Raw genomic sequence first — 21941 nt, 5'->3', positions numbered from 1 at the left:
GAGAATTTCAATATGGTTACTAATAAATTCATAATAACACCACAAGATAGAACATGTATAAATAATAAACTTCCTAATATATCATTATTAATATTAGATAAAGATTATTTAAAAGATGCAATTTCTCTAAAAATGTATCTTGATAGTAAAAAGATAACTCCAAAAGTTGCATTAAATATAATTAGTTATATACCTGACAAAAGTCTTAGTCGTGGTAAACACAAAGTAAAATTTATAATTAAATTTTTAGATGGTTCTAAAAAAACTATAAGCTGGTCCTTTAAAATTAATTCATCTAACTGTAAATCCTCTCCTCTTGATAAATATAATTTTTACTATGGTATACCACATGCCCATACTTCTCTATCAACAGGAAAAGGTATTCCTATTGATGCATTTAATTATGCCTATAAAAATAAACTAGATTTTTTAATAATAACAGACCATTCTAGATACCTTAACAAGCGAATATCATTTAACTCAAGCGATATTAAGAAATGGGATTTAATTAAAAGAAGTTCTATGTCATTTAGCAAAAATCATACTGACTTCTTAGCTCTTAGTGGATTTGAGGTAACCTCTAGTGATTATGGCGACTTTAATGTGATAAATACAAATAACCTCTATAGTGAAAAAATTAAAAATTTTTCAAAGTTTACTAATTGGTTGGAACAATCAGGTAATCCAATAGTATTTATAAATCATCCTCATAAATATATAGAAAATTTTAATTATAGCCTTAGGTTAGACAAGTTTATAAACTTCATTGAGGTTGGAAATGGATGCTTCCCTACTAAATACCTTAATGGTGAAAAATATTATTATAAATTATTAGACAACGGTTGGCATATAGGAGCTATAAATGGACAAGATAATCATAAGCTTAATTGGGGTGATAGCGATAACTTAACTGTAGTGATCTCTAAATCACTAAAATCAAAAGACTTTTTTGAAGCATTAAATAATAGAAGAACTTATTCAACGGAAACTAAAAGCTTAAAACTTATTTTTACAATAAATGATTGCTGGATGGGTAGTAAAATTGCTTCTAATGATAATTCTAAGCTTAACTTTAGAATTTATGCCGAAGATAAAAAGGTACCTATAAAAAAAGTTCAATTATTATCAAGAGGTGGCATAGTTATACAAGAGAAAACTTCTCATAAAAAATCTAAAATTAAATGGGACTTTTCATTGACTTTTAAAAAGAATAGTTGGTACGTAGTTAGAATAATTCATGAAGATGGACGCTGTGGTGTGTCTTCAGCTATTTTTACTTAAAATAAGATTAGTTGGAATAATAAAAACACCTTCTTAAAACTCGAAATCTAGAAGGTGTTTTTGCTTATATGCAAAAATATTAAATAAACTCCATTTTTTTATTTTTAAAATATACTGCTTTTAAGTTACAGTCATTTATAATATTTTCCGCTATATTAAAATTTTTACCTATGTCTTCATCTTTATGAGCATCAGAACCTATAGTTACGTATCTTCCTCCTAAATCATAAAATCTTTTATATATTTTTATTAAATTTTCCACAGCCTTTTTATCGCTTAGTCTTCTTGTATTTAGTTCTATAGTTATTCCTTTATCTATAATTTTCTTTAACACTTCATCTATATATTCCCCATATTCTTCATAGTAAATTTCCCCATCCTCATATTGAGCACACCTTGCAATATAGTCAATATGTCCTAAACTATTTATAAAATCATGTGTATCTACACAGCTTACCATCTGCTGAAAATACTCCTGATAAAAATCTGTTTGATTTTTATTTTTATATAACTCTTCCGCCTCATATAAATCTATATCATACATTTCGTGTAGAGATCCCAATACATAGTCAAAAGGATTTTCTATACATATAGATTTGTTTTCCTCTAAATATTTATTACACATACCTATTTCTATCCCAAGAAGTAACTTATTATTTCTATATTTATTATAACTATCAAAGTAATCATTTATATCAAATCTGAATTTACTCTTATCTCTGTAATTTAAATCCATATGTTCTGTTATTATAACTCCCATATTATATTTAATACTTTTATCAATAACCTTATTTATCTTCATTTTAGAGTCAGAAGAATATTCTGTATGCATATGTGTGTCAAACATTACTTTCCCCTCCTAAAAAAATAGCAAAACATTTATATGTTTTGCTTATAATTAAAATTATTTTTTCTTTTTTTTGCCTTTTGGAATAACTTCCATATTGTTATTATTTTTTACCCTATTAGGTTTAGCTTTAGTTCTTATAGTAGCATTTTTGGTATCTTCCTTTTTTACAGCTCTTCTTCCAGACATACCTACCAAATCCATAAACCATAAAAAGAAAATTAAAAATACTCCTGTTTGTATGTATTGCACAACACCTTTAATTTTACCAGGCCAAATCAAATTTGGGCCAGCAAATATTACTGCAGAAATAATAAGTATTACCCATTTATTAACTTTAATATTTTCTAAAACATAAACTTTTAGTACATTATAAATTAGCAAAATAACAACAACCATTAAAAGCATCGGTAAAAATACCTTTACAAAAGTCATTATGTTTCCTCCTTTTTGTCTCTTATTTACTATATCATTATACATTTATATATGTATATTTATCAAGTTTAATATATATATACTCTATAACAAATTATCTCTAAAAAATTTTAAATAATTGAACCCCATATTTTGTATGTAAAAATGCCAAGATAATACTTTTACAAATATTATAATCATTTTTTATGAAAAGTATTAATTTATCAATATAAAACCTATAAATTTGATATATATCAAATAAAATTGTTGTATAAAAATTATTTTACTAATATTATTTTTTTTTGAAAAAGGTTTTTTTGATAATTTATTAATAATTCTGTTATAATGTTGTTAAATATTATATCTCTTGAGGTGGTTTCTATGGATTTAAAAATAAATGGACTTGATGATTTAGATATTCAAATATTAGAAATATTGATTAAGGATTCTAGAACTCCTTATTTAGAAATAGCTAGAAAATGCCACGTCAGTGGAGGTACTATCCATGTTAGAATGAAAAAGATGGAAGACATGGGCATAATTAAAGGTACTAAACTTATTTTAGACAATACTAAACTTGGATATGATGTATGCTGTTTTATAGGTATATTTTTAGATAAGGCAGCTTCTTTTAATAGAGTGTTAAGTGAACTTGAAAAAATCAAGGAAGTAGTTGAACTTCATTATACTACTGGAGAATATTCTGTATTTATAAAAGTTATATGTAAGAGTATTACTGATTTACAAAGCTTGCTTATGAATAAAATTCAAGTTATACCTGAAATTCAAAGAACTGACACTTTTATATCACTTTCACAACCAATAGAGCGAAATGTTCAATTATAATAATTTACATATAAAACAAAAGTTATGCTATTTTTAAACATGTAGTGTAACTTTTTTATTTTTTTTCATATTTTCACTAAAGCTTTTGTTTTTTTAATAATATTTTTTAAAAAGAATGCAAATAATAACTCTGTAAAATTAATTTTAAAAAGGAGATGCAAGTTGTTATGAGAACATTAGATGTGATTGCACTTATATTAGTAGTTATAGGAGCAATAAACTGGGGATTAATAGGATTCTTTAGATTTGATCTTGTTGCAGCTTTATTTGGAAATATGTCCAGTTTCACTAGAGTTATATATGCACTAGTAGGTTTAGCAGGATTGTATGCAATATCCTTCTTTGGAAGAGATAGAGACAGAGACGAAGTTAAATAACATTATTAAAAATCTCAAATATATGAAATATTTGAGATTTTTTTATTTATCACTTGACTTCATTACTTTATTAGATTAAAATATACTAAAAGAAAAGTTAATTTAAAATCTTTGATCAGGAATAGTAGTTATTTGGTTTAGTTTCAGAGAGTTGAGGATGGTGGAATCTCAATACAATGGCCTATAACGAATGGACCTGTTAGATGTAAACCGAAATCTATTTTAGAAAGTAGTATTTACCGTGTTTCGCACGTTAGAGCGATAGGATATGTTAGTATCTGAAAGAGATATGTTTTAAGTATATATCTTATTATACTTTTAGCATAATTTAGGTGGCAACGCGAATAATACTTCGCCCTATGATTAGGGTGAAGTTTTTTTATTTATCTAGAAATTTTATAGTGGAGGTGAGTTAATATGGCATGAAATGAAGATTTATCGGACTGGACTAAACAAATTTATAAAAATAACTATAATTTATTAATTAATTTTTATTTAAGAAAGGAAGATTTTTTATGGAATCAAATTTTAAAAAAGTTATTATTAACTCACTATTACTTGCTATAGGATTTATTTTACATCAGATTGCTCCTCCTCTATTATTTGGCATGAAACCAGACTTTTCATTAGCCATGATGTTTATAGTAATACTATTGAACGATGATTATAAGAGTACTTTAGTATCAGGAATTATATGTGGAATTTTATCTGCTCTTACCACTACTTTTCCCGGTGGGCAGCCTGCTAATTTAATAGACAAAATTGTAACTTCTCATATAATTTATTTAATGCTAATACCTATAAGAAACAGATTTAATAATCAGATTAAAATTATTTTTATCACAGCTATAGGCACAATGGTAAGTGGACTTGTATTTTTATATTCGGCTTCAATTTTAGTTGGACTACCTAAGTCATTATCTGTATTGTTTGTTGCTGTTGTTCTTCCTGCTACTGCAGCTAACACTATTGCAGCACCTATATTATATAATACGATTAAGTTATCCTTAGTTAAATCAAGGGTTAAAGTATTTAAAAACCAATATTAAAATAAGGCTATATTTTAAGAGATTGTTGAGTTCATTATAATGAACTCAACAATCTCTTAAAACAGCCTTAACTTACTAATGGAAAGTTTTAAATGAATGTAAAAATCAACATTCATTTAAAATAGAACATAATATAAAAAACATGTAGGACATATTTTATCCTACATGTTTTTTTATTTTATAATAATTTCGATTATTGAGCTTTTTCAAGTTGGCCTTCTGCTTCAATGACATTTACAGGTTTACCTATAAATCTAACTACTAATCCAATGAGAATTATATCTAGTGGAAGTACTATATATATAGGTGCTCCAAGACCTACTGGAATATATCCTGCAACTACAGTTATAATTCCAACTACTATAGAGTAAAATAGTTGAGTGTTAACATGATCCATGTGGTCACAGGCTGATCCCATGGAAGAAAGTATAGTTGTATCCGAAATTGGTGAACAGTGATCACCAAATATGGATCCTGTTAGTACAGAACTAATAGCAGTAATCATATAAGCATTAGTAGGATTTATTGCAAATGCAAGAGGTATTGTAAGTGGCATTAATATTCCCATTGTTCCATAAGAAGTACCTGTTGCAAATGAAATAATTGAAGCTAATATGAATATTATAGCTGGCAGTATAAATGCAGGTAATGTATCTTTTAACGCACCTACTAAGAATAAGGCAGTTCCTAATTCTTTAACTACTGAGCTTAAAGACCAAGCAAGTAGTAATATAACACCTGTAATAATTAGAGATTTCATTCCTTGTATCCAAGTATCAATTGCTTCACTTACTGTGAATAATTTTTGTCTTACTCCCATTATCATAGCTACTATACTAGCAACTAAAGCTGATTGGAATAAAACTATACTTGCATCAGATGCACTAAAAGCTTCTCTTATACCAGTAAATGACATTGGTGAATCTTTAAGTAATTGAATTAATTCTTTATTTTCTCCACCCATTATTGAGTTATAACCATTGTAATAGAATCCTATGAAAGCTCCTAAAACTAAAATTAGTATAGGTACTACTGCATTAGCAACTCTTAATTTTATACCTTCTTTTGGTTCAAGTTCTGTAGCTTCTGATGAAACCATTGGTTTTGAACCTTTACGTAAAACTTCTCCTGTAGCTCTAGCACGTCTTTCTGCCTTAAGCATTGGACCAAATTCTCTTAAAAATATTGCTGTAAACACTATGAATATAAGAATTAATATATTATAAAATCTATATGGAATAGTTTGTAGGAATATATTATAAGCACTTACATTTTGTCCTACAGATTGATATCCATCTTTAATTAAACTAAGTTCAAGTCCTATCCATGTTGATATAACTGCAATACCTGCAATTGGCGCTGCAGTAGCATCAACTATAAAAGATAGTTTTTCTCTTGATATTTTCATTTTATCAGTAACTGGTCTCATCATAGGACCTACTATTAATGAGTTTGCATAATCATCAAAGAATACTAATATTCCTAAAAACCAAGTAATCAATTGAGCACTAGTTGGGCTTTTAGCTTTTTTAGCTAATGATTCTGCTACCGCCTTAGCTCCACCCATTTTAGAAATTAGAGCTATAAGTCCACCAATTGTTAAACATTGAAGTATAATACCAGCATTCCACGGATCTGCTAATGACCCTACTAATCTATTAACTATATCAAAAAATCCAAGGAATAATGCATAAAATACATTTGCTCCTTTTAATTGCAATATAACTGTTCCTGAAAGTATTCCTAAGAATAGTGATATTACAACATTTTTAGTTATAAAAGCTAATATTATAGCAACTAGCGGTGGCATTAATGTCCACATCCCAAAGTTATTTGCATTTGCCTTTGCTACTTCTTGATCAACCCCTAAAGCCGTGGTAGCAAATGCTAAAACCATAATTAATAAAGTAAGTAAAAACATCTTTTTTCTTTTCATTGATTTTCCCCCTGTTTTCTTTTTATCATATACCGAGCTTCTGCGGAAGAACATCTTTAGACAATAACAAAAGCCTTGAGTTTTCACCCAAGGCTCATTAAATACTACAGAATTATAATAGTACCCAACAAGTTGAATGATAGCTCTCCACAAATATTACTTGTGACAATCTTACACATATTTTATGCAAGACCAGCTGTATAACTTTAAAGTATCCGTTATACGCTTCGGCGGTATTTCCTTTCCTGCTACATCATCGTACTTCTCTCCGTAACAATACTCTTAAATATCGCACCTCTACCAACAAACTTCGATATACGCTTTTTTATTATTTTATAACACTATCATAATATAGTCAACCTATAAATTAATAATTATTCAATTTAATTAATTTTAAACCTAAATATTCACTATTTAAGTAAGATTAAACTATATATATTTCTTTATTCCTCTGCATAAGGTATTTTTGTAGTCTATAAATTCATATACATCTTCTTCAAAAAGCTGACTAAAATTCTTTAACTCTTCTAATTTTAATTCCTCAATACTTGAACCATTTTCTTCACAGTATAAAACTATAGAACCGATTACTCCATGCGCATCTCTAAAGGCCATCCCCTTGTTTACTAGATAGTCAGCTGCTTCGGTGGCATTTAAGAATCCTCTTTTAACACTATTATACATATTATCTTCTTTTATTTTTAGTCCATCTAACATACCATTCATAACTTTTAAAGACTTTAAAACAGTGTCTAATCCATCAAAAAATCTCTCTTTATCTTCCTGCATATCTTTATTATAAGCTAGTGGAATACCTTTCATAGTAGTCAAAAGTCCCATTAAGTCTCCATAAACTCTTCCTGTTTTGCCTCTTATTAATTCAGCGGCATCGGGATTTTTCTTTTGAGGCATGATACTACTTCCAGTTGAAAATTCATCACTTATAGATATAAAATCAAACTCTTTACTGCTCCATAATATAAGTTCCTCACTTAGCCTACTTAAATGCATCATTATTATAGAGAATGAAGATAAAAGACTTATTAAATAGTCTCTATCACTTACTCCATCCATAAAGTTATCTACAGGTTTTTTAAAACCTAGCTCAGCTGCAGTAAAGTCTCTATCAATATTATAAGTAGTTCCAGCTAACGCTCCACATCCAAGAGGGCTCTCATCCATTATATTGATGTCACTCACAATTCTATTTTTATCTCTTTTCAGCATACTGTAATATGCCATCATATGATGCTTAAATGTAACCACTTGTGCCCTTTGTAGATGTGTGTAGCCTGGCATCATTACATTATTTTTTATTGCAAGTTCATTTATTGTGTTAAGTAATTGATCTAGATTTTCTATAACTTCATAGGCTTTTGCTTTAGAGTACATTCTCATATCTAAGGCAACCTGGTCATTTCTACTTCTTCCTGTATGAAGCTTTTTTCCAACCTCTCCTACTCTGCTAATTAGATTGACCTCAACAAAGCTGTGAATATCTTCGTAATCACCTTCAATAAGAAGTTTTTTAGCTTCAATATCTTCTAATATTGACTTTAACCCCTTTACTATTGTATCTTTTTCATCTTCCTTTAAAACCTTGCATTTTGCTAGCATTTTTACATGGGCAATACTTCCTATAATATCTTCTCTATATAATCTTTTATCAAAGCTTAGGGAACTATTAAAGTCCTCCATAAGCTTACTTTCTTCATTTTTAAATCTTCCTCCCCAAAGTTTCATAAGTAAAATCACTCCGTTCTTTTAGTCTTCAATCACTAATCGCTAATCTCTATCTCTTTTTAGTGATTAGAGACTAGAGATTAGCGATTATGTTTTTAGTTATTTATTTTTATTAAGCATAGCATTAATTTTATATGGCAGTCCGAAAAGATTAATAAATCCTTCTGCATCACTATGATCATATAAGTCGCTTGCACCAAAAGAAGATATTGTCTCTTCATATAATGCATAAGGAGATTCCATTCCTGCAAACATTATATTACCTTTATACAATTTTAATTTTACACTTCCAGTTACTTTTTCTTGAGTTTTATCTACAAAAGCATCAAGAGCTTCTTTTAAAGTAGTATACCACAATCCATTATATACTAATTCTCCATACTTTTGAGATACCATTTCTTTAAAGTGGAAAGACTCTTTTTCAACAGTTAAATATTCTAACTCTTTGTGAGCAGCATATAATATTGTACCTCCTGGAGTCTCATATACACCTCTTGATTTCATTCCAACAAGTCTATTTTCCAATAAATCTACAACACCAATTCCATTTTCTCCACCTATTTTATTTAACTTATTAAGCATTTCTACAGGACTTAATTCTTCTCCATTAATTTTTTTTGCTATACCTTTTTCAAAATATATCTCCACATAAGTAGCTTCATCTTTTGCCTTTTCTGGAGGTACTGTCATAAGATACATATCTCCCTTATGTTCATTTTTTAGATTTTCTAAATCTCCGCCCTCATGACTTGTATGCCAAATATTTCTATCTCTTGAATATATCTTTTCTTTAGTTACTGGTACCTCTATTCCATTAGTATTAGCATAATCTATAGCATCTTCTCTTGATTTAATGTCCCACATTCTCCATGGAGCTATTATATTTATAGAAGGATCAATAGATGCTATCCCAACTTCAAAACGTACTTGGTCATTACCTTTTCCTGTACATCCATGGCATATATATTTTGCACCTTCTTTATGAGCTGTCTCAACAAGTTTTTTAGCAATCAATGGTCTTGCAAAAGATGTTCCTAAAAGGTACTTACCTTCATATATAGCATTGGCTTTAACACCTTTAAATAGGAAATCAGTGATAAATTCTTCTGTTACATCTTCTATATATATCTTTGATGCTCCAGATTTTATTGCTTTTTTCCTAATCTCCTCAAAGTCTTCATCTTGACCTACATTTACACAACATGCTATAACTTCTAAATCATAGTTTTCCTTAAGCCAGTGTATAATAATAGATGTATCTAATCCACCTGAATATGCTAATACTACTTTTTCTTTCATTGTTAAATCCCCTTTCTTCATTACCCAGTTGTTAATAATTTATATGATTTGCAATTGCAAAATTTTAATAACTATTTTTGTTAATTAATATTAAAGTATTTTATCTAAAAATGCTTTTGTTCTTTCTTCCTTAGGATTGCTGAAAATATCCTCTGGAGTACCTTCTTCTACTATTTTTCCTCCATCCATAAATATAACTCTATCTCCAACTTCCCTTGCAAATCCCATCTCGTGAGTAACAACCACCATAGTCATTCCCTCTTTTGCAAGATCTTTCATTACATTTAAAACTTCCCCTACAAGTTCAGGGTCCAGTGCTGAAGTAGGCTCATCAAAAAGCATTATATCTGGGTCCATAGCAAGAGCTCTAGCAATAGCAACCCTCTGCTTTTGGCCTCCTGAAAGCTTAGATGGATAATAATCTTTTTTATCACCTAATCCTACCTTATTTATTAATTCATTTGCTTTTTTTAGAACATCTTCTTTTTTTTCTTTCTTTACTGTAATTGGAGCTTCTATTACATTCTGCTCTACAGTCATATGTGGAAAAAGATTAAAGTTTTGAAAAACCATACCCATTTTTTCTATTTTTAATCTTGTATCCTTTTTATCTTTTATATTTAGCTTTTCACCTTCTATAATAATTTCTCCTTCATTAGGTAGCTCAAGTGTATTTAAACATCTTAAAAACGTACTCTTACCTGAACCAGAAGGGCCTATTATAACTAAAACTTCTCCTTTTTTTACCTTAACATTTAAATTTTCAAAAACTGTTAAATCTCCAAATTTTTTAGTTAAATTTTTAGCTTCTATCATATTCACCTTAACCACCATCCTTAATATACTGAAAGCTTTCTTTCAGTTAAAGAGAATATAGTTGTAAATACTGTTGTCATAAGTAAATACAAGCATCCTGCTATAAAAAAAGCTTCTATAGGTCTTGCTGTAGAGGAAATTTGTAATTGTGCGTTTCTCATAAGTTCTTCCATTGCAATTGCGGAAACAAGTGAAGTATCTTTGAGCATTGTTATAAACTCATTTCCTATAGAAGGAATTATTACTCTAAAAGTTTGAGGTAATATTACCTTTTTCATAGTTTGAAAGTAAGTAAATCCTAATGCCTTGCAAGCTTCAAACTGCCCTTTATCTATAGAAAGTATTCCTCCTCTTATAATCTCTGCCATATATGCTCCTGAATTTAAGCTTAATCCAATTATAGCTGCACTCATAGGAGTTAACTCTAGTCCCACAAATGGTAGTGCATAATAGAAAAAGAAAAGCTGTAAAAGCATTGGAGTTCCTCTAAACAACCAAGTATAAAAAGATACAATTGAAACAACTATTTTGCTTTTAGATAATTTCAAAGTAGCTACAATTATTCCTATAACACTTCCTAAAATTACTGATATAACTGTAAGTTCTATAGTTATAATACTTCCTTTAAGCAATATTGGAAGCATATTTTTTAAAATTGCTATATCCATATTATCCCCCCATAGTCCATCCTATAAGCCTTTAAGTTTCTATACCTCTGTATTCACAAATATACAGAGGTATCTTTATTACTATTTTTTATATGCATCAAATCCAAACCACTTAACTGATAACTTAGATAATGTTCCATCTGCTTTTAATTCATCTATAGCCTTTTGAATGGCATTTTGTAATTGCTTATCTTCTTTTTTGAAGCCTACTCCCATAGGTTCTTCACTTACCATTTCTTTTAAAACTACAAATTCACCTGGTTTCTTTGCTATATAATATCCACCAACTTGGGCATCCATAATAACTGCATCTACTCTTCCTATTGATAATTCACTAAAAGCCTCTGTTATCTTTCCATATTTTCTAAGCTCTTTAATATCTTTTAAGTTAGTTTCTGCGGCCTTCTGTCCAGTAGATCCCATTTGACAACCAACTTTTTTACCTTTTAAATCAGCAAGTGTTTTTATAGAATCATTTCCAGCTTTAACTGCTATAACTTGACCACCCATAACATATGGTTCTGAAAATGCTATTGATTTTTTTCTTTCTTCTGTAATACTTAAGCCTGAAATTATCATATCAAATTTCTTTGATTGAAGAGCTAATAAGATTCCATTCCATTCTGTTGTCATGAATTCTACCTTAACTCCAAGCTTTTTTCCAATTTCATTAGCTAAGTCAATGTCAAATCCAACTAAATTGTTTTTTTCATCTCTGAATTCCATTGGAGGGTAAGCATCATCTAATCCAACCACTAATTTTCCTGCCTGCTTTACTGTCTCCAAAGAATTATCAGATTTAGTTTCAGTACCTGCAGTACCTTTTGAATTACTAGCAGCTGACTCCTTTCCACAACCAACTAATAATGTAAGTCCCATAATAAAAACTAATAAAATAACACCTATTTTTTTCATATTTATACACCTCTCTATTTGTTAATCCCCTGTATTAGTTGGATCTATGATATAAATTACCATATACAACCAACTTTTAATATAATAATTATACATAATATATTATATTTATGCAATACCTTTTCTAATATTTATTCTGTTTTTTTGAATTTTTATTCATCAAGAACAAAAATCAATATATGGAAAATTTTAAATGAATGTAAAAATCAACATTCATTTAAAACAGAACCATTAAAGAAAAAAGGTCTTTGAGCGAACACTCTCAAAGACCTCTTAAATCAGATGCTAAAAATATAAATTTAAAAAATATACTAACACTATAGTTCCTAATACCGAAACAATCATATTCTGCTTTTTTAATATCAAAACACTAGCAAAGACTCCTCCAGCTAATGCTGTTATTAAATTTCCTGTAGAATACAATACTTCTGGGAACAAAAGACCTCCTAGTGCAGCATAAGGTATATATTCCAAAAAGGATTTTATAAATTTTCCTGGTTCCTTTCCTCTATAAAAAATCATAGGTATAGCTCTAGTCAAATAAGTTACTAATCCTGTTACTATTAGCATAATAAGAAATCTATTCATTTTTTTCACCTTCTTCACTAGGTAAAAGTGCAGCTCCAATTAAAGAAGCTAAAATAATAGTAATAACTATTCTCCAACTTCCAATAGTTTTATTTAATATTGGAATCCAATATATGATAGAACTAATTATCATGGCAACAACAGATACAATTGCTATTTTAATAGATTCTTTTGCTGCTGGAAGAAGTAAGCCTAAAAACATTATATATATTGCAATACCTATACTGCTTGAAACTCCCTCAGGTAATATATTAGCCAAAAGAACTCCTACTATGGTTCCCAAAACCCAACCTGAATAGGAAACAAGTTGTGCTCCAAATATAAAACTAGGTTTTAAATCCTCTTTAGTCATTGATACAACAAAAACTTCATCTGTAATTCCAAAACTTAATGCAGCTTTTATTTTAGTACTGGCTGAATTTTTCAATTTATTAGCAACACAAAATGACATTAAAAGGTATCTTGCATTGATCATAAAAGTGGTCAAAACAATATTGCTAAGAGCAATTCCCTGAGCAAACATATTTACTCCAATAAATTGTGTAGCTCCTGTAAAATTTGTCACTGCCATTAATACTGCTAGAAATCCATGTACACCTGAAGCCTTTGCAATTAGTCCAAAAGTAATAGAAATTGGAAAATATCCCATAAATATCGGAATACCTGCTTTCATACCTTGCTTAAACTCTGTTTTATAATCTGAATCTAAGTTTAACTCCATCCATTATCCCCCTCTTAATTATGTATACTGGTTCATATTTTGAAATTATAATTAATAAATATGTAATTAATAACATAAAAGATGTATAGACAAATCTATCTACACATCTTTTATAAATATTAATGTTAAAACTTACAGGTTATAGATTTCTAATTATTTCTTCTGCAAACTCCATTGTTTTTGCATTTCCACCTAAGTCAGAAGTTTTTACTTTTCCTTCTTTTAGTACCTTTGCTACAGCATTATCTATTTTTTCTGCTGCTTCATACTCTCCTAAATATCTTAACATCATAACTCCACTTAGTATAGCTGCTGTAGGGTTAGCTATATTCTTCCCAGCAATATCTGGTGCTGAACCATGAACTGCTTCAAATACAGCAATTCCGTCCCCAATATTTGCACCTGGAACCACACCAAGTCCTCCTACTAATCCTGCCGCCATATCTGATAAAATATCTCCATATAAATTAGGCATAACAAGTACATCATAATTTTCTGGAGATTGAACTAATCTCATACTCATAGCATCTACTATCATATCTGAAAATTCAATAGTTTTGTGCTTCTCTGCCACTTCTTTTGAGCATCTTAGGAAAAGTCCATCTGATAATTTCATTATATTAGCCTTATGAACTGCTGTTACTTTCTTTCTTCCTTGTTTTTCTGCTAGGTCAAAAGCAAATTCAGCTATTCTATCACTAGCTTTTTTTGTAATTATCTTGATACTCTCAGCAGCCACATCTCCTATACTGTGTTCAATACCTGCATATAAATCCTCTGTATTTTCTCTAACTATTACAATATCTACATTTTCATATCTTGAAGCTATACCCTCATAAGTTTTTACGGGTCTTACATTAGCATAAAGATCAAGTGCTTGTCTAAGTCCTACATTTACACTCCTAAAGCCTTTCCCTATTGGAGTAGTAACTGGTCCCTTTATAGCTACTTTATTTTTCTTAATACTTTCTATTACATAGTTTGGAAGAGGTGTGCCATATTCTTCAATAACCTTTTCACCAGCTTCTACCATTTCCCAATTAATTTGTACTCCACTTGCATCAATTATAGTCTTAGCTGCTATCATAACCTCTGGTCCAATTCCGTCTCCCGGAATTAAAGTCACATCATATTTCATTACGTTACCTCCAATTGCTGATCAATTCTAATGCTTTATATTATTTATCTTTAATAGTGTTTATAAGCCCACCTTTTAATATCATCTCTTTTTGTCTTTCAGAAAGCTGTAAATTCATCTCGTATTCCTTATTCTTAGTTTTATTTTTAACTATAATTTTTCCACTTTCTATCCCTTGAAGAACATTTTGCATAATAAGCTCATCAAACTCATCTATATTATCATAATCATTAATATTATTGAATACTAAAGGCATTATTCCATTGTTTATCAAATTGGCCATGTGTATTCTAGCAAAAGATTTAGCAAGCACAGCTTTTATTCCTAAATAAAGAGGTACTAAAGCTGCATGCTCTCTACTTGATCCCTGTCCATAGTTAGCTCCACCTAATATAAATCCTCCGCCATTTTCCTTAGCTCTTTTGGGGAAATCTTCATTACATGGTGCTAAACAATAATCAGATAAATAAGGAATATTAGATCTAAATGGTAATAATTTTGCATTTGATGGCATTATATGATCTGTAGTTATGTTGTCTCCTACTTTTATAAGCACCTTACCTTCTATATTATCTTTAAGTGCTTTAGCCTTTGGAAAAGGCTTTATATTAGGTCCTCTTACAATTTCAACTTCCTCTGGATTGTCTGATGGTTTTACAATTAAATTATCATTTATTAAAAATTCTTCTGGCATTTCTATTTCTGGAGCTTTGCCAGATTCTCTTGGATCTGTAATGTAACCAGTTAGCGCTGAAACTGCTGCTATCTCTGGACTTACAAGATAAACTCCTGCTGTTGCTGTTCCACATCTTCCTTCAAAATTTCTATTTATAGTTCTAAGAGATACAGCTCCGTTGGCAGGTGCTTGACCCATTCCTATACATGGTCCACAGCCTGATTCTATTATTCTAGCGCCTGCAGATATCATAGCTGCTAAAGCACCATTTGAAGCAAGCATGTTTAGAACTTGCTTTGATCCTGGTCCAATTACTAGTGATACATCCTCATGAATAGTCTTTCCATCTAATATTTCAGCAACTTTCATCATATCTACATATGAAGAGTTTGTACAACTTCCTATGGTAATCTGATTAACTTTTACCCCTTTGAGCTCAGTAACTTTAACTACATTATCAGGACTATGAGGACATGCTACCAATGGTTCTAATTCACTTAAGTTAATTTGGATTATTTCATCATAAGTGGCATCCTCATCTGGCATTATTTTAACATAATCTTCTTCTCTTCCTTGAGCCTTTAAAAACTCTAAAGTTACCTCATCGCTAGGGAAAATTGAAGTAGTAGCTCCAAGCTCAGCACCCATATTTGTTATTGTAGCTCTTTCTGGAACTGATAGGGTTTTTACACCCTCTCCACCATATTCAAAAATCTTATCAACTCCCCCCTTTACTGTAAGGCGTCTTAAAATTTCTAAAATAATGTCCTTTGCTGAAACCCAAGAATTTAGCTTTCCTTTCAATTCTACTTTTACAACCTTAGGAGTCTTTATATAGTATTCTCCGCCACCCATTGCCACTGCTACATCAAGTCCACCAGCTCCAATCCCAATCATTCCGATTCCACCTGCTGTTGGAGTATGGCTATCTGAGCCTACAAGAGTTTGTCCTGGGACTCCAAATCTTTCCAAATGTACCTGATGACAAATACCATTTCCCGGCTTAGAAAAATAGATTCCATGCTTTTTCGTTACAGTTTGTATATATGCATGATCATCTGCATTTTCAGGACCTGTCTGAAGCATATTATGATCTATATATGCAACTGAACGTTTTGTCTTTACCTTATCAACACCAAGAGCCTCAAATTGCAAATAAGCCATGGTACCTGTAGAATCTTGAGTTAAAGTTTGATCTATCCTAATACCTATTTCGTTACCTTTTTCCATCTTTCCAACTACTAAGTGGTCTTTTAAAATCTTTTCAACAATATTGTACCCCATTCTATTCAACCCCTTTTTAATGAGAATTTTATACTATTTAAAATTTTTAATAACTACATATTTATATTATGAATTTTACTCAAGTTTATCAATCATAAATATAAGTTTTCATAATACTAAAACTGCGTTTATTCAACATTATATCATATTTATACAATCTCAGTAAAGATGCTTGCAATATTCGTCATTAAATAATTCATTTTTCAAAAATTAACTAATGCTCATTAACTGGTTTTTTATAAAATATTTATAGATTCCTATAAGGTCACCTCTTTTAGTACATAATAATATTAATAATTAAAGGGGTGATTTTTTTGTTTGAAAATATTCATGAAAATAATATTTACAAAAATTTATACAATGGCCAGTGGGTAGAGTCTTCAAATATGCCAATTGAAATTTTTTCACCAGTAGATGGTACATTAGTTGGCAAAATTCAATCTATGAATGAAAGGGAAGTAGATGCTTCTATACAGAATTCACATCTAAGCCAATTATCTTGGGGAGAAACACCTATAAATAAACGTTCTGAAATTCTGCATAGAGCAGCAGATATTCTCTCCAATAAAGTTGATTTTTTAGTTTCTATACTTCAAAAGGAAATTGCTAAAGATAAAAAGTCCTCAATATCAGAAATTCAAAGAACAGTAGATTTTATTAGATTTGTTGCTGAAGAGGGTAAGCATTTACATGGTGAAACAGTTAGTTCCGAAAACTTTCCTGGATTTAATAAGAATAAAATTTCATTTGTCACTAGAGTTCCTATAGGTGTTGTATTGGCTATATCACCTTTTAATTATCCTATAAATCTTTCCGCATCTAAAATTGCCCCTGCCTTAATTGCAGGAAATAGCGTTGTCCTAAAACCTCCAACCCAAGGTGCTATATCCACATTGTACCTTGCAGAAATATTTAATGAAGCAGGCATTCCTAAAGGGGTTTTAAATACTGTTACAGGAAAAGGTTCTATAATAGGAGATTATCTAGTAACTCACAAAGATATAAATTTTATAAACTTTACAGGAAGCTCTGATATAGGAAAACACATAGCTGTAGTGGCTGGTATGGTTCCTATGCTGATGGAGCTAGGAGGCAAAGATGCTGCATTAGTCTTAAAAGATGCAGATTTAGAAAAAACAGCTGACAATATAGTATCTGGAGCGTATAGTTATTCTGGTCAAAGATGTACTGCTGTGAAAAGAGTTTTAGTAGAAGAGACAATAGCAGATGAACTTGTACTAGAACTTAAAGAAAGAGTAGAAAAACTCAAAGTTGGAAATCCAGAAGATGAAGTAGATATTACTCCTCTAATAAATAATGAAGCTGCAGATTACGTGGAAGGTTTAATTAAAGATGCTATAGTGAAAGGTGCCACTATGCTTACACCAAGTAAAAGGAAGGGTAATTTAATTTATCCAGTTCTTTTTGATAAAGTTACTACAGATATGAGATTGGCTTGGGAAGAACCATTCGGGCCCGTGCTTCCAATAATTAGAGTAAAAAATATTGATGAAGCTATTGTAATAGCAAATTCATCTCAATACGGACTTCAATCATCTATTTTTACTCGTGATATAAATAAAGCCTTTTATATAGCTAATAAATTGGAAGTAGGTACTGTTCAAATCAATAATAAGACAGAAAGAGGTCCTGATAACTTTCCATTTCTTGGAGTTAAATCTTCTGGGCTTGGAACTCAAGGCGTTAGGTATAGTATAGAGGCAATGAGCCGTCCTAAAGCCATAGTTTTAAATATAGAAAACTGACAATACTCGCTAGTCACTAATCACTAATCACCTAACATTTAGAACTTAAACATTATTTTAGGGACTAGAGACTAGAGATTAGCGATTGTATTTTTACTCTAGTATCCTCAATTCTAATTTGTAGCCTTGTTTTACAGATTTTTAACTATTTCTGCTTTAACTATTTCTGATAAATTTTTTTGTTCTTCTTGAGAAAGCTTTTCCAAATATATCGGCTTTTCAATGGTTAATTTAATTTCTCCTTTTCTAAGCCATCCGTTGTGTTCTTCGAAAATTTTGTAGCTTCCATCAATTGTAATTGGCACTATAGGAACTTTAGCCTTAGTAGCCATCTTTAAGCTACCTTTTTTAAATTCTCCTATATTATGGCTTTTACTTCTTGTCCCTTCTGGAAAAATAACCATAGAATATCCATTTTTTAAATTATTTGCTCCTTCATTTATAGCTTTTAAAGATTCTCTAACATTTTTTCTATCAATAAACACACATCTTATATTCCTCATCCATCTTGAAATTAAAGGTATTTTCGCCATTTCTTTTTTAGCAATAAATCCCATAGGTTTATCTATAGCAGCTAATATTGCTAAAATATCAAAATTACCTTGATGATTTGCTACAAAACAACAAGCTCCATCCGGCACATTTTCTACTCCTCTAGCTTTAACTTTTACTCCGGCCTTTTTAAGTACTTGCTTTGCCCAATAAAAAACTGTGCTATGTAAAAATTTTTCTGCCTTTTCTTCTTCTCCTTGCCTCTTCATTTTTTTATACTTACTGTCTAGTCCTAGTGTACGTATTAAATTAAAAATAATGTATGTATATATACCTATTGATCTCATGTTCCCATTCCTTTCTTAGATTGTTTAAGCAACTTCTATTATAGCTATGTAAAGACATCAATTCAATAAATAGTTTATTTTTCTCCTTGTATAGGTTTATTTTTCTATAGAATTGGTATTATTATATAATAATTATATTATTTTATGAATTTTTGAGGTGAGTACATGAAAATCAATAAAAAACGTTCAAAGGCTATCTTGGTTTTTTTCACAATAATATTAATATTATGTGTATATGTCATATATAATTATTCTATGAAAGCTTCTGTAGTATTTCCATCAAAAGATAAACTTTTAATTCACTATATAGATGTAGACCAAGGAGATGCAATTTTAATCCAGTTTAATAATGAAAATATTTTGATTGATTCTGGTTCAGGAAATAAAAAAGCTTCCTCCTATTTAAAGAAACAAAAAATAAGTAAACTTAATTATGTAATTGCCACTCATCCTCATGATGATCACATAGGAAATATGAGTCATATAATTAAAAATTTTTCTATAGATAAATTCTACTCTCCTAAGATTACAACCACCACTGATACATTTAAAAATATGGCTTTAAATCTAAATAAAAAAGGATTGAAAATATCACCTATTACATCTGAAATCACTTTAAATTTAGAAGAAAAAATACACTGCTACATAATACCCACTTACTCTAATTATACTAACCTAAATAACTATTCCGCCATAATAAAAATTGTTTACGGTAACACTAGTTTTATCTTTTCAGGAGATGCAGAGTCTATAAGAGAGGAAGAAACATTAAATAAAGGCTATAATATTAGTGCTGATGTTATAAAGATAGGACATCATGGAAGCAAATCCTCCACGTCACAAAAATATTTGGATGAAGTTAACCCTAAAGTGGCTATTATCAGCTGTGGAAAAGGGAACGATTATGGCCATCCCCATAAAGAAACTTTGCTTAAATTAAAAGAAAAAGGTATAATTACATTTAGAACTGACATACATAAAACAGTTGTATTAGAAAGTGATGGAAATAGAATAGTAAAAAGGACGTGATATTGATGAATCCAGTAGCATTTGAACTGTTTGGTCTACCAATTCGTTGGTATGGAATTTTAATAAGTATGGGCATTATGGTAGCCTATTTTGTAGGCTATAAACAAAGCAAAATTCACAATGTGGATTTTGATAAATTAACCGATATATTTATAGTTGCACTTCCTATTTCTGTATTATGTGCTAGGTTATATTATGTAATATTTGAATGGTCTTATTATAGCGCAAATCCCTCTCAAATATTAAATATTCGTGGAGGAGGTCTTGCAATTCACGGTGGAATTTTAGGAGCTTTGCTAAGCGGTTATATTATGTCAAGAGTAAAAAATGTGAATTTTCTAGATCTACTGGATACCATTGCTCCATCTTTCATAATAGCTCAAGCTATTGGTCGTTGGGGAAACTTTTTTAATCAGGAAGCTTACGGCGGAGAAGTATCTAAAGAATTTATATCTCATTTTCCAAAGTTTATTCAAAATGGAATGTACATAGAAGGCGCCTATCATCATCCTACATTTTTATATGAATCAATTTGGAATCTACTAATTTTTATATTACTTATATTTTTAAGCAATAAGAAACACTTAGCAAAAGGTTCAATTTTCTATTTATATTTGATTCTATATTCTATAGGTAGGTTTGCAATTGAAGGTTTAAGAACTGACAGTTTAATGTTAGGACCATTAAGAATGGCTCAAGTAATTAGTATAATATTTATAATAGCATCCACTATATTCTTAATGAGCGCTAATAAATATAAGAATAACAATCAATAAATTGTAAAAATAAAACTAAGAGCACTAATTACTCTTTGATAGAGATTAGTGCTCTTTATAGTTATTTACATTATTTTATCAAAAAATAAAAATGGCTCCGCGAAAAGGATTCGAACCTTCAACCTATCGGTTAACAGCCGAGTGCTCCACCGTTGAGCTATCGCGGAACATTTACCTGGCTACGACCTACTCTTCCACACCGTCTCCAGTGCAGTACCATCGGCGCTTTGAAGCTTAACCTTCGTGTTCGGAATGGGTACGGGTGTTACCTTCAAGCCATAATAACCAGATGCATGATTTGTCAAAATCTTCGATTTTGGTAACAAATCAGTACTCATCAGCTACGCTGAGGAGTTTCCTTAGAGAGATTGTTCTCTCAAAATTGCACAGTGAATTAATATTTGATCAAGCCCTCGATCTATTAGTATCAGTCAGCTTAATGCATTGCTGCACTTACACCTCTGACCTATCAACCTGGTAGTCTTCCAGGGATCTTACTAGCTTACGCTATGGGAAATCTAATCTTGAGGTGGGCTTCACGCTTAGATGCTTTCAGCGTTTATCCCTTCCCGACATAGCTACCCAGCTGTGCTCCTGGCGGAACAACTGGTGCACCAGAGGTCAGTCCATCCCGGTCCTCTCGTACTAAGGACAGCTCCTCTCAAATTTCCTACGCCCACGGCGGATAGGGACCGAACTGTCTCACGACGTTCTGAACCCAGCTCGCGTGCCGCTTTAATGGGCGAACAGCCCAACCCTTGGGACCGACTACAGCCCCAGGATGCGACGAGCCGACATCGAGGTGCCAAACCTCCCCGTCGATGTGGACTCTTGGGGGAGATCAGCCTGTTATCCCCGAGGTAGCTTTTATCCGTTGAGCGATGGCCCTTCCATACAGAACCACCGGATCACTAAGCCCGACTTTCGTCCCTG

Annotated in this window: 20 protein-coding genes, 1 tRNA gene, 2 rRNA genes, 1 riboswitch and 1 other annotated feature (1 of these 25 cut by a window edge); of the genes, 7 read left to right on the top strand and 16 right to left on the bottom strand. The window is 30.7% G+C overall.

Annotated elements, in window-relative coordinates; all coding sequences use genetic code 11:
- Positions 1–12: 12 nt before the first annotated feature.
- On the top strand, positions 13–1281 hold the full coding sequence (locus ACWW38_RS16240; protein WP_456258564.1) for a CehA/McbA family metallohydrolase: 1269 nt from the start codon (positions 13–15) through the stop codon (positions 1279–1281).
- Positions 1282–1360: 79 nt separating this feature from the next.
- On the opposite strand, the gene ACWW38_RS16235 is transcribed toward ACWW38_RS16240, so the two are convergent.
- Complete coding sequence (locus ACWW38_RS16235) at positions 1361–2128, bottom strand: histidinol phosphate phosphatase (protein ID WP_456258563.1); 768 nt, start codon at positions 2126–2128, stop codon at positions 1361–1363.
- A gap of 57 nt (positions 2129–2185) precedes the next feature.
- Positions 2186–2563, bottom strand: a complete 378-nt coding sequence (locus ACWW38_RS16230) for a hypothetical protein (RefSeq protein ID WP_456258562.1) — start codon at positions 2561–2563, stop codon at positions 2186–2188.
- 360 nt (positions 2564–2923) lie between these two features.
- On the opposite strand from ACWW38_RS16230, the gene ACWW38_RS16225 reads away from it, so the two are divergent.
- The 3 genes from ACWW38_RS16225 to ACWW38_RS16215 all read left to right on the top strand — a co-directional run bounded on the left by ACWW38_RS16225 (position 2924) and on the right by ACWW38_RS16215 (position 4814).
- Positions 2924–3388, top strand: a complete 465-nt coding sequence (locus tag ACWW38_RS16225; RefSeq protein ID WP_456258561.1) for an Lrp/AsnC ligand binding domain-containing protein — start codon at positions 2924–2926, stop codon at positions 3386–3388.
- Between the two features lie 167 nt (positions 3389–3555).
- Positions 3556–3765 carry a DUF378 domain-containing protein gene (locus ACWW38_RS16220; protein ID WP_456258560.1) on the top strand — a complete coding sequence of 70 codons (210 nt, stop codon included), beginning with the start codon at positions 3556–3558 and terminating at the stop codon, positions 3763–3765.
- A 102-nt stretch (positions 3766–3867) separates the two neighbouring features.
- Positions 3868–4128 (top strand) — a binding site (T-box leader).
- 152 nt (positions 4129–4280) lie between these two features.
- Complete coding sequence (locus ACWW38_RS16215; RefSeq protein WP_456258559.1) at positions 4281–4814, top strand: tryptophan transporter; 534 nt, start codon at positions 4281–4283, stop codon at positions 4812–4814.
- A 193-nt stretch (positions 4815–5007) separates the two neighbouring features.
- Here the strand turns inward: ACWW38_RS16215 and ACWW38_RS16210 are convergent, their stop codons facing one another.
- The 10 genes from ACWW38_RS16210 to ACWW38_RS16165 form a co-directional block, all read right to left on the bottom strand.
- Positions 5008–6750, bottom strand: a complete 1743-nt coding sequence (locus tag ACWW38_RS16210) for a Na+/H+ antiporter NhaC family protein (protein WP_456258558.1) — start codon at positions 6748–6750, stop codon at positions 5008–5010.
- Positions 6751–6882: 132 nt separating this feature from the next.
- A riboswitch (Lysine riboswitch) is annotated at positions 6883–7058 on the bottom strand.
- 121 nt (positions 7059–7179) lie between these two features.
- The gene (gene argH / locus ACWW38_RS16205; RefSeq protein WP_456258557.1) at positions 7180–8493 is read right to left on the bottom strand and encodes an argininosuccinate lyase; all 1314 of its coding nucleotides are present in this window, start codon (positions 8491–8493) and stop codon (positions 7180–7182) included.
- A 99-nt stretch (positions 8494–8592) separates the two neighbouring features.
- Positions 8593–9792, bottom strand: a complete 1200-nt coding sequence (locus ACWW38_RS16200; protein WP_456258556.1) for an argininosuccinate synthase — start codon at positions 9790–9792, stop codon at positions 8593–8595.
- A gap of 90 nt (positions 9793–9882) precedes the next feature.
- On the bottom strand, positions 9883–10614 hold the full coding sequence (locus tag ACWW38_RS16195) for an amino acid ABC transporter ATP-binding protein (RefSeq protein WP_456258555.1): 732 nt from the start codon (positions 10612–10614) through the stop codon (positions 9883–9885).
- 14 nt (positions 10615–10628) lie between these two features.
- The gene (locus tag ACWW38_RS16190) at positions 10629–11276 is read right to left on the bottom strand and encodes an amino acid ABC transporter permease (protein WP_456258554.1); all 648 of its coding nucleotides are present in this window, start codon (positions 11274–11276) and stop codon (positions 10629–10631) included.
- A gap of 81 nt (positions 11277–11357) precedes the next feature.
- Positions 11358–12191: an amino acid ABC transporter substrate-binding protein gene (locus ACWW38_RS16185; protein ID WP_456258553.1), complete on the bottom strand. Its 834-nt coding sequence runs from the start codon at positions 12189–12191 to the stop codon at positions 11358–11360.
- A gap of 285 nt (positions 12192–12476) precedes the next feature.
- Positions 12477–12779 (bottom strand): AzlD domain-containing protein, encoded by a 303-nt coding sequence (locus tag ACWW38_RS16180; protein WP_456258552.1) that lies wholly within the window; start codon positions 12777–12779, stop codon positions 12477–12479.
- Positions 12772–13500 (bottom strand): AzlC family ABC transporter permease, encoded by a 729-nt coding sequence (locus ACWW38_RS16175; protein WP_456258551.1) that lies wholly within the window; start codon positions 13498–13500, stop codon positions 12772–12774. Before ACWW38_RS16175 ends, ACWW38_RS16180 begins: the two co-directional genes overlap by 8 nt.
- Before the next feature lie 139 nt (positions 13501–13639).
- Complete coding sequence (locus tag ACWW38_RS16170) at positions 13640–14638, bottom strand: isocitrate dehydrogenase (NAD(+)) (RefSeq protein ID WP_456258550.1); 999 nt, start codon at positions 14636–14638, stop codon at positions 13640–13642.
- 40 nt (positions 14639–14678) lie between these two features.
- Complete coding sequence (locus tag ACWW38_RS16165) at positions 14679–16598, bottom strand: aconitate hydratase (protein ID WP_456258549.1); 1920 nt, start codon at positions 16596–16598, stop codon at positions 14679–14681.
- Positions 16599–16912: 314 nt separating this feature from the next.
- Here ACWW38_RS16165 and ACWW38_RS16160 point away from each other — a divergent pair, with 314 nt between their 5' ends.
- A complete protein-coding gene (locus ACWW38_RS16160) occupies positions 16913–18364 on the top strand; it encodes an NADP-dependent glyceraldehyde-3-phosphate dehydrogenase (protein WP_456258548.1) in 1452 nt (483 codons plus the stop codon).
- A 131-nt stretch (positions 18365–18495) separates the two neighbouring features.
- On the opposite strand, the gene ACWW38_RS16155 is transcribed toward ACWW38_RS16160, so the two are convergent.
- The gene (locus ACWW38_RS16155) at positions 18496–19203 is read right to left on the bottom strand and encodes a lysophospholipid acyltransferase family protein (RefSeq protein ID WP_456258547.1); all 708 of its coding nucleotides are present in this window, start codon (positions 19201–19203) and stop codon (positions 18496–18498) included.
- Positions 19204–19368: 165 nt separating this feature from the next.
- On the opposite strand from ACWW38_RS16155, the gene ACWW38_RS16150 reads away from it, so the two are divergent.
- Both ACWW38_RS16150 and lgt read left to right on the top strand, forming a co-directional pair.
- Positions 19369–20232 (top strand): ComEC/Rec2 family competence protein, encoded by an 864-nt coding sequence (locus ACWW38_RS16150; RefSeq protein WP_456258546.1) that lies wholly within the window; start codon positions 19369–19371, stop codon positions 20230–20232.
- Between the two features lie 5 nt (positions 20233–20237).
- The gene (gene lgt, locus ACWW38_RS16145) at positions 20238–21008 is read left to right on the top strand and encodes a prolipoprotein diacylglyceryl transferase (RefSeq protein ID WP_456258545.1); all 771 of its coding nucleotides are present in this window, start codon (positions 20238–20240) and stop codon (positions 21006–21008) included.
- A 92-nt stretch (positions 21009–21100) separates the two neighbouring features.
- Here lgt and ACWW38_RS16140 read toward each other — a convergent pair.
- The 3 genes from ACWW38_RS16140 to ACWW38_RS16130 form a co-directional block, all read right to left on the bottom strand.
- Positions 21101–21175: transfer RNA gene (locus ACWW38_RS16140), tRNA-Asn, on the bottom strand.
- A 6-nt stretch (positions 21176–21181) separates the two neighbouring features.
- A 5S ribosomal RNA gene (rrf, locus tag ACWW38_RS16135) occupies positions 21182–21298 on the bottom strand.
- A gap of 111 nt (positions 21299–21409) precedes the next feature.
- A 23S ribosomal RNA gene (locus ACWW38_RS16130) occupies positions 21410–21941 on the bottom strand; it runs 2371 nt beyond the window's last position.

The sequence above is a fragment of the Clostridium sp. JNZ J1-5 genome (assembly GCF_053901425.1).
The sequence above is the reverse complement of the archived record's forward strand: the minus strand, read 5'-3'. Positions and strand labels throughout refer to the sequence as shown.

Bases quoted from the DNA above. Each gene is read 5' to 3' on its own strand.
- ACWW38_RS16240 (WP_456258564.1), top strand. From the start codon at position 13: ATGGTTACTAATAAATTCATAATAACACCACAAGATAGAACATGTATA.
- ACWW38_RS16235 (WP_456258563.1), bottom strand. From the start codon at position 2,128: ATGTTTGACACACATATGCATACAGAATATTCTTCTGACTCTAAAATG.
- ACWW38_RS16230 (WP_456258562.1), bottom strand. From the start codon at position 2,563: ATGACTTTTGTAAAGGTATTTTTACCGATGCTTTTAATGGTTGTTGTT.
- ACWW38_RS16225 (WP_456258561.1), top strand. From the start codon at position 2,924: ATGGATTTAAAAATAAATGGACTTGATGATTTAGATATTCAAATATTA.
- ACWW38_RS16220 (WP_456258560.1), top strand. From the start codon at position 3,556: ATGAGAACATTAGATGTGATTGCACTTATATTAGTAGTTATAGGAGCA.
- ACWW38_RS16215 (WP_456258559.1), top strand. From the start codon at position 4,281: ATGGAATCAAATTTTAAAAAAGTTATTATTAACTCACTATTACTTGCT.
- ACWW38_RS16210 (WP_456258558.1), bottom strand. From the start codon at position 6,750: ATGAAAAGAAAAAAGATGTTTTTACTTACTTTATTAATTATGGTTTTA.
- argH (WP_456258557.1), bottom strand. From the start codon at position 8,493: ATGAAACTTTGGGGAGGAAGATTTAAAAATGAAGAAAGTAAGCTTATG.
- ACWW38_RS16200 (WP_456258556.1), bottom strand. From the start codon at position 9,792: ATGAAAGAAAAAGTAGTATTAGCATATTCAGGTGGATTAGATACATCT.
- ACWW38_RS16190 (WP_456258554.1), bottom strand. From the start codon at position 11,276: ATGGATATAGCAATTTTAAAAAATATGCTTCCAATATTGCTTAAAGGA.
- ACWW38_RS16185 (WP_456258553.1), bottom strand. From the start codon at position 12,191: ATGAAAAAAATAGGTGTTATTTTATTAGTTTTTATTATGGGACTTACA.
- ACWW38_RS16180 (WP_456258552.1), bottom strand. From the start codon at position 12,779: ATGAATAGATTTCTTATTATGCTAATAGTAACAGGATTAGTAACTTAT.
- ACWW38_RS16175 (WP_456258551.1), bottom strand. From the start codon at position 13,500: ATGGAGTTAAACTTAGATTCAGATTATAAAACAGAGTTTAAGCAAGGT.
- ACWW38_RS16170 (WP_456258550.1), bottom strand. From the start codon at position 14,638: ATGAAATATGATGTGACTTTAATTCCGGGAGACGGAATTGGACCAGAG.
- ACWW38_RS16165 (WP_456258549.1), bottom strand. From the start codon at position 16,598: ATGGGGTACAATATTGTTGAAAAGATTTTAAAAGACCACTTAGTAGTT.
- ACWW38_RS16155 (WP_456258547.1), bottom strand. From the start codon at position 19,203: ATGAGATCAATAGGTATATATACATACATTATTTTTAATTTAATACGT.
- ACWW38_RS16150 (WP_456258546.1), top strand. From the start codon at position 19,369: ATGAAAATCAATAAAAAACGTTCAAAGGCTATCTTGGTTTTTTTCACA.
- lgt (WP_456258545.1), top strand. From the start codon at position 20,238: ATGAATCCAGTAGCATTTGAACTGTTTGGTCTACCAATTCGTTGGTAT.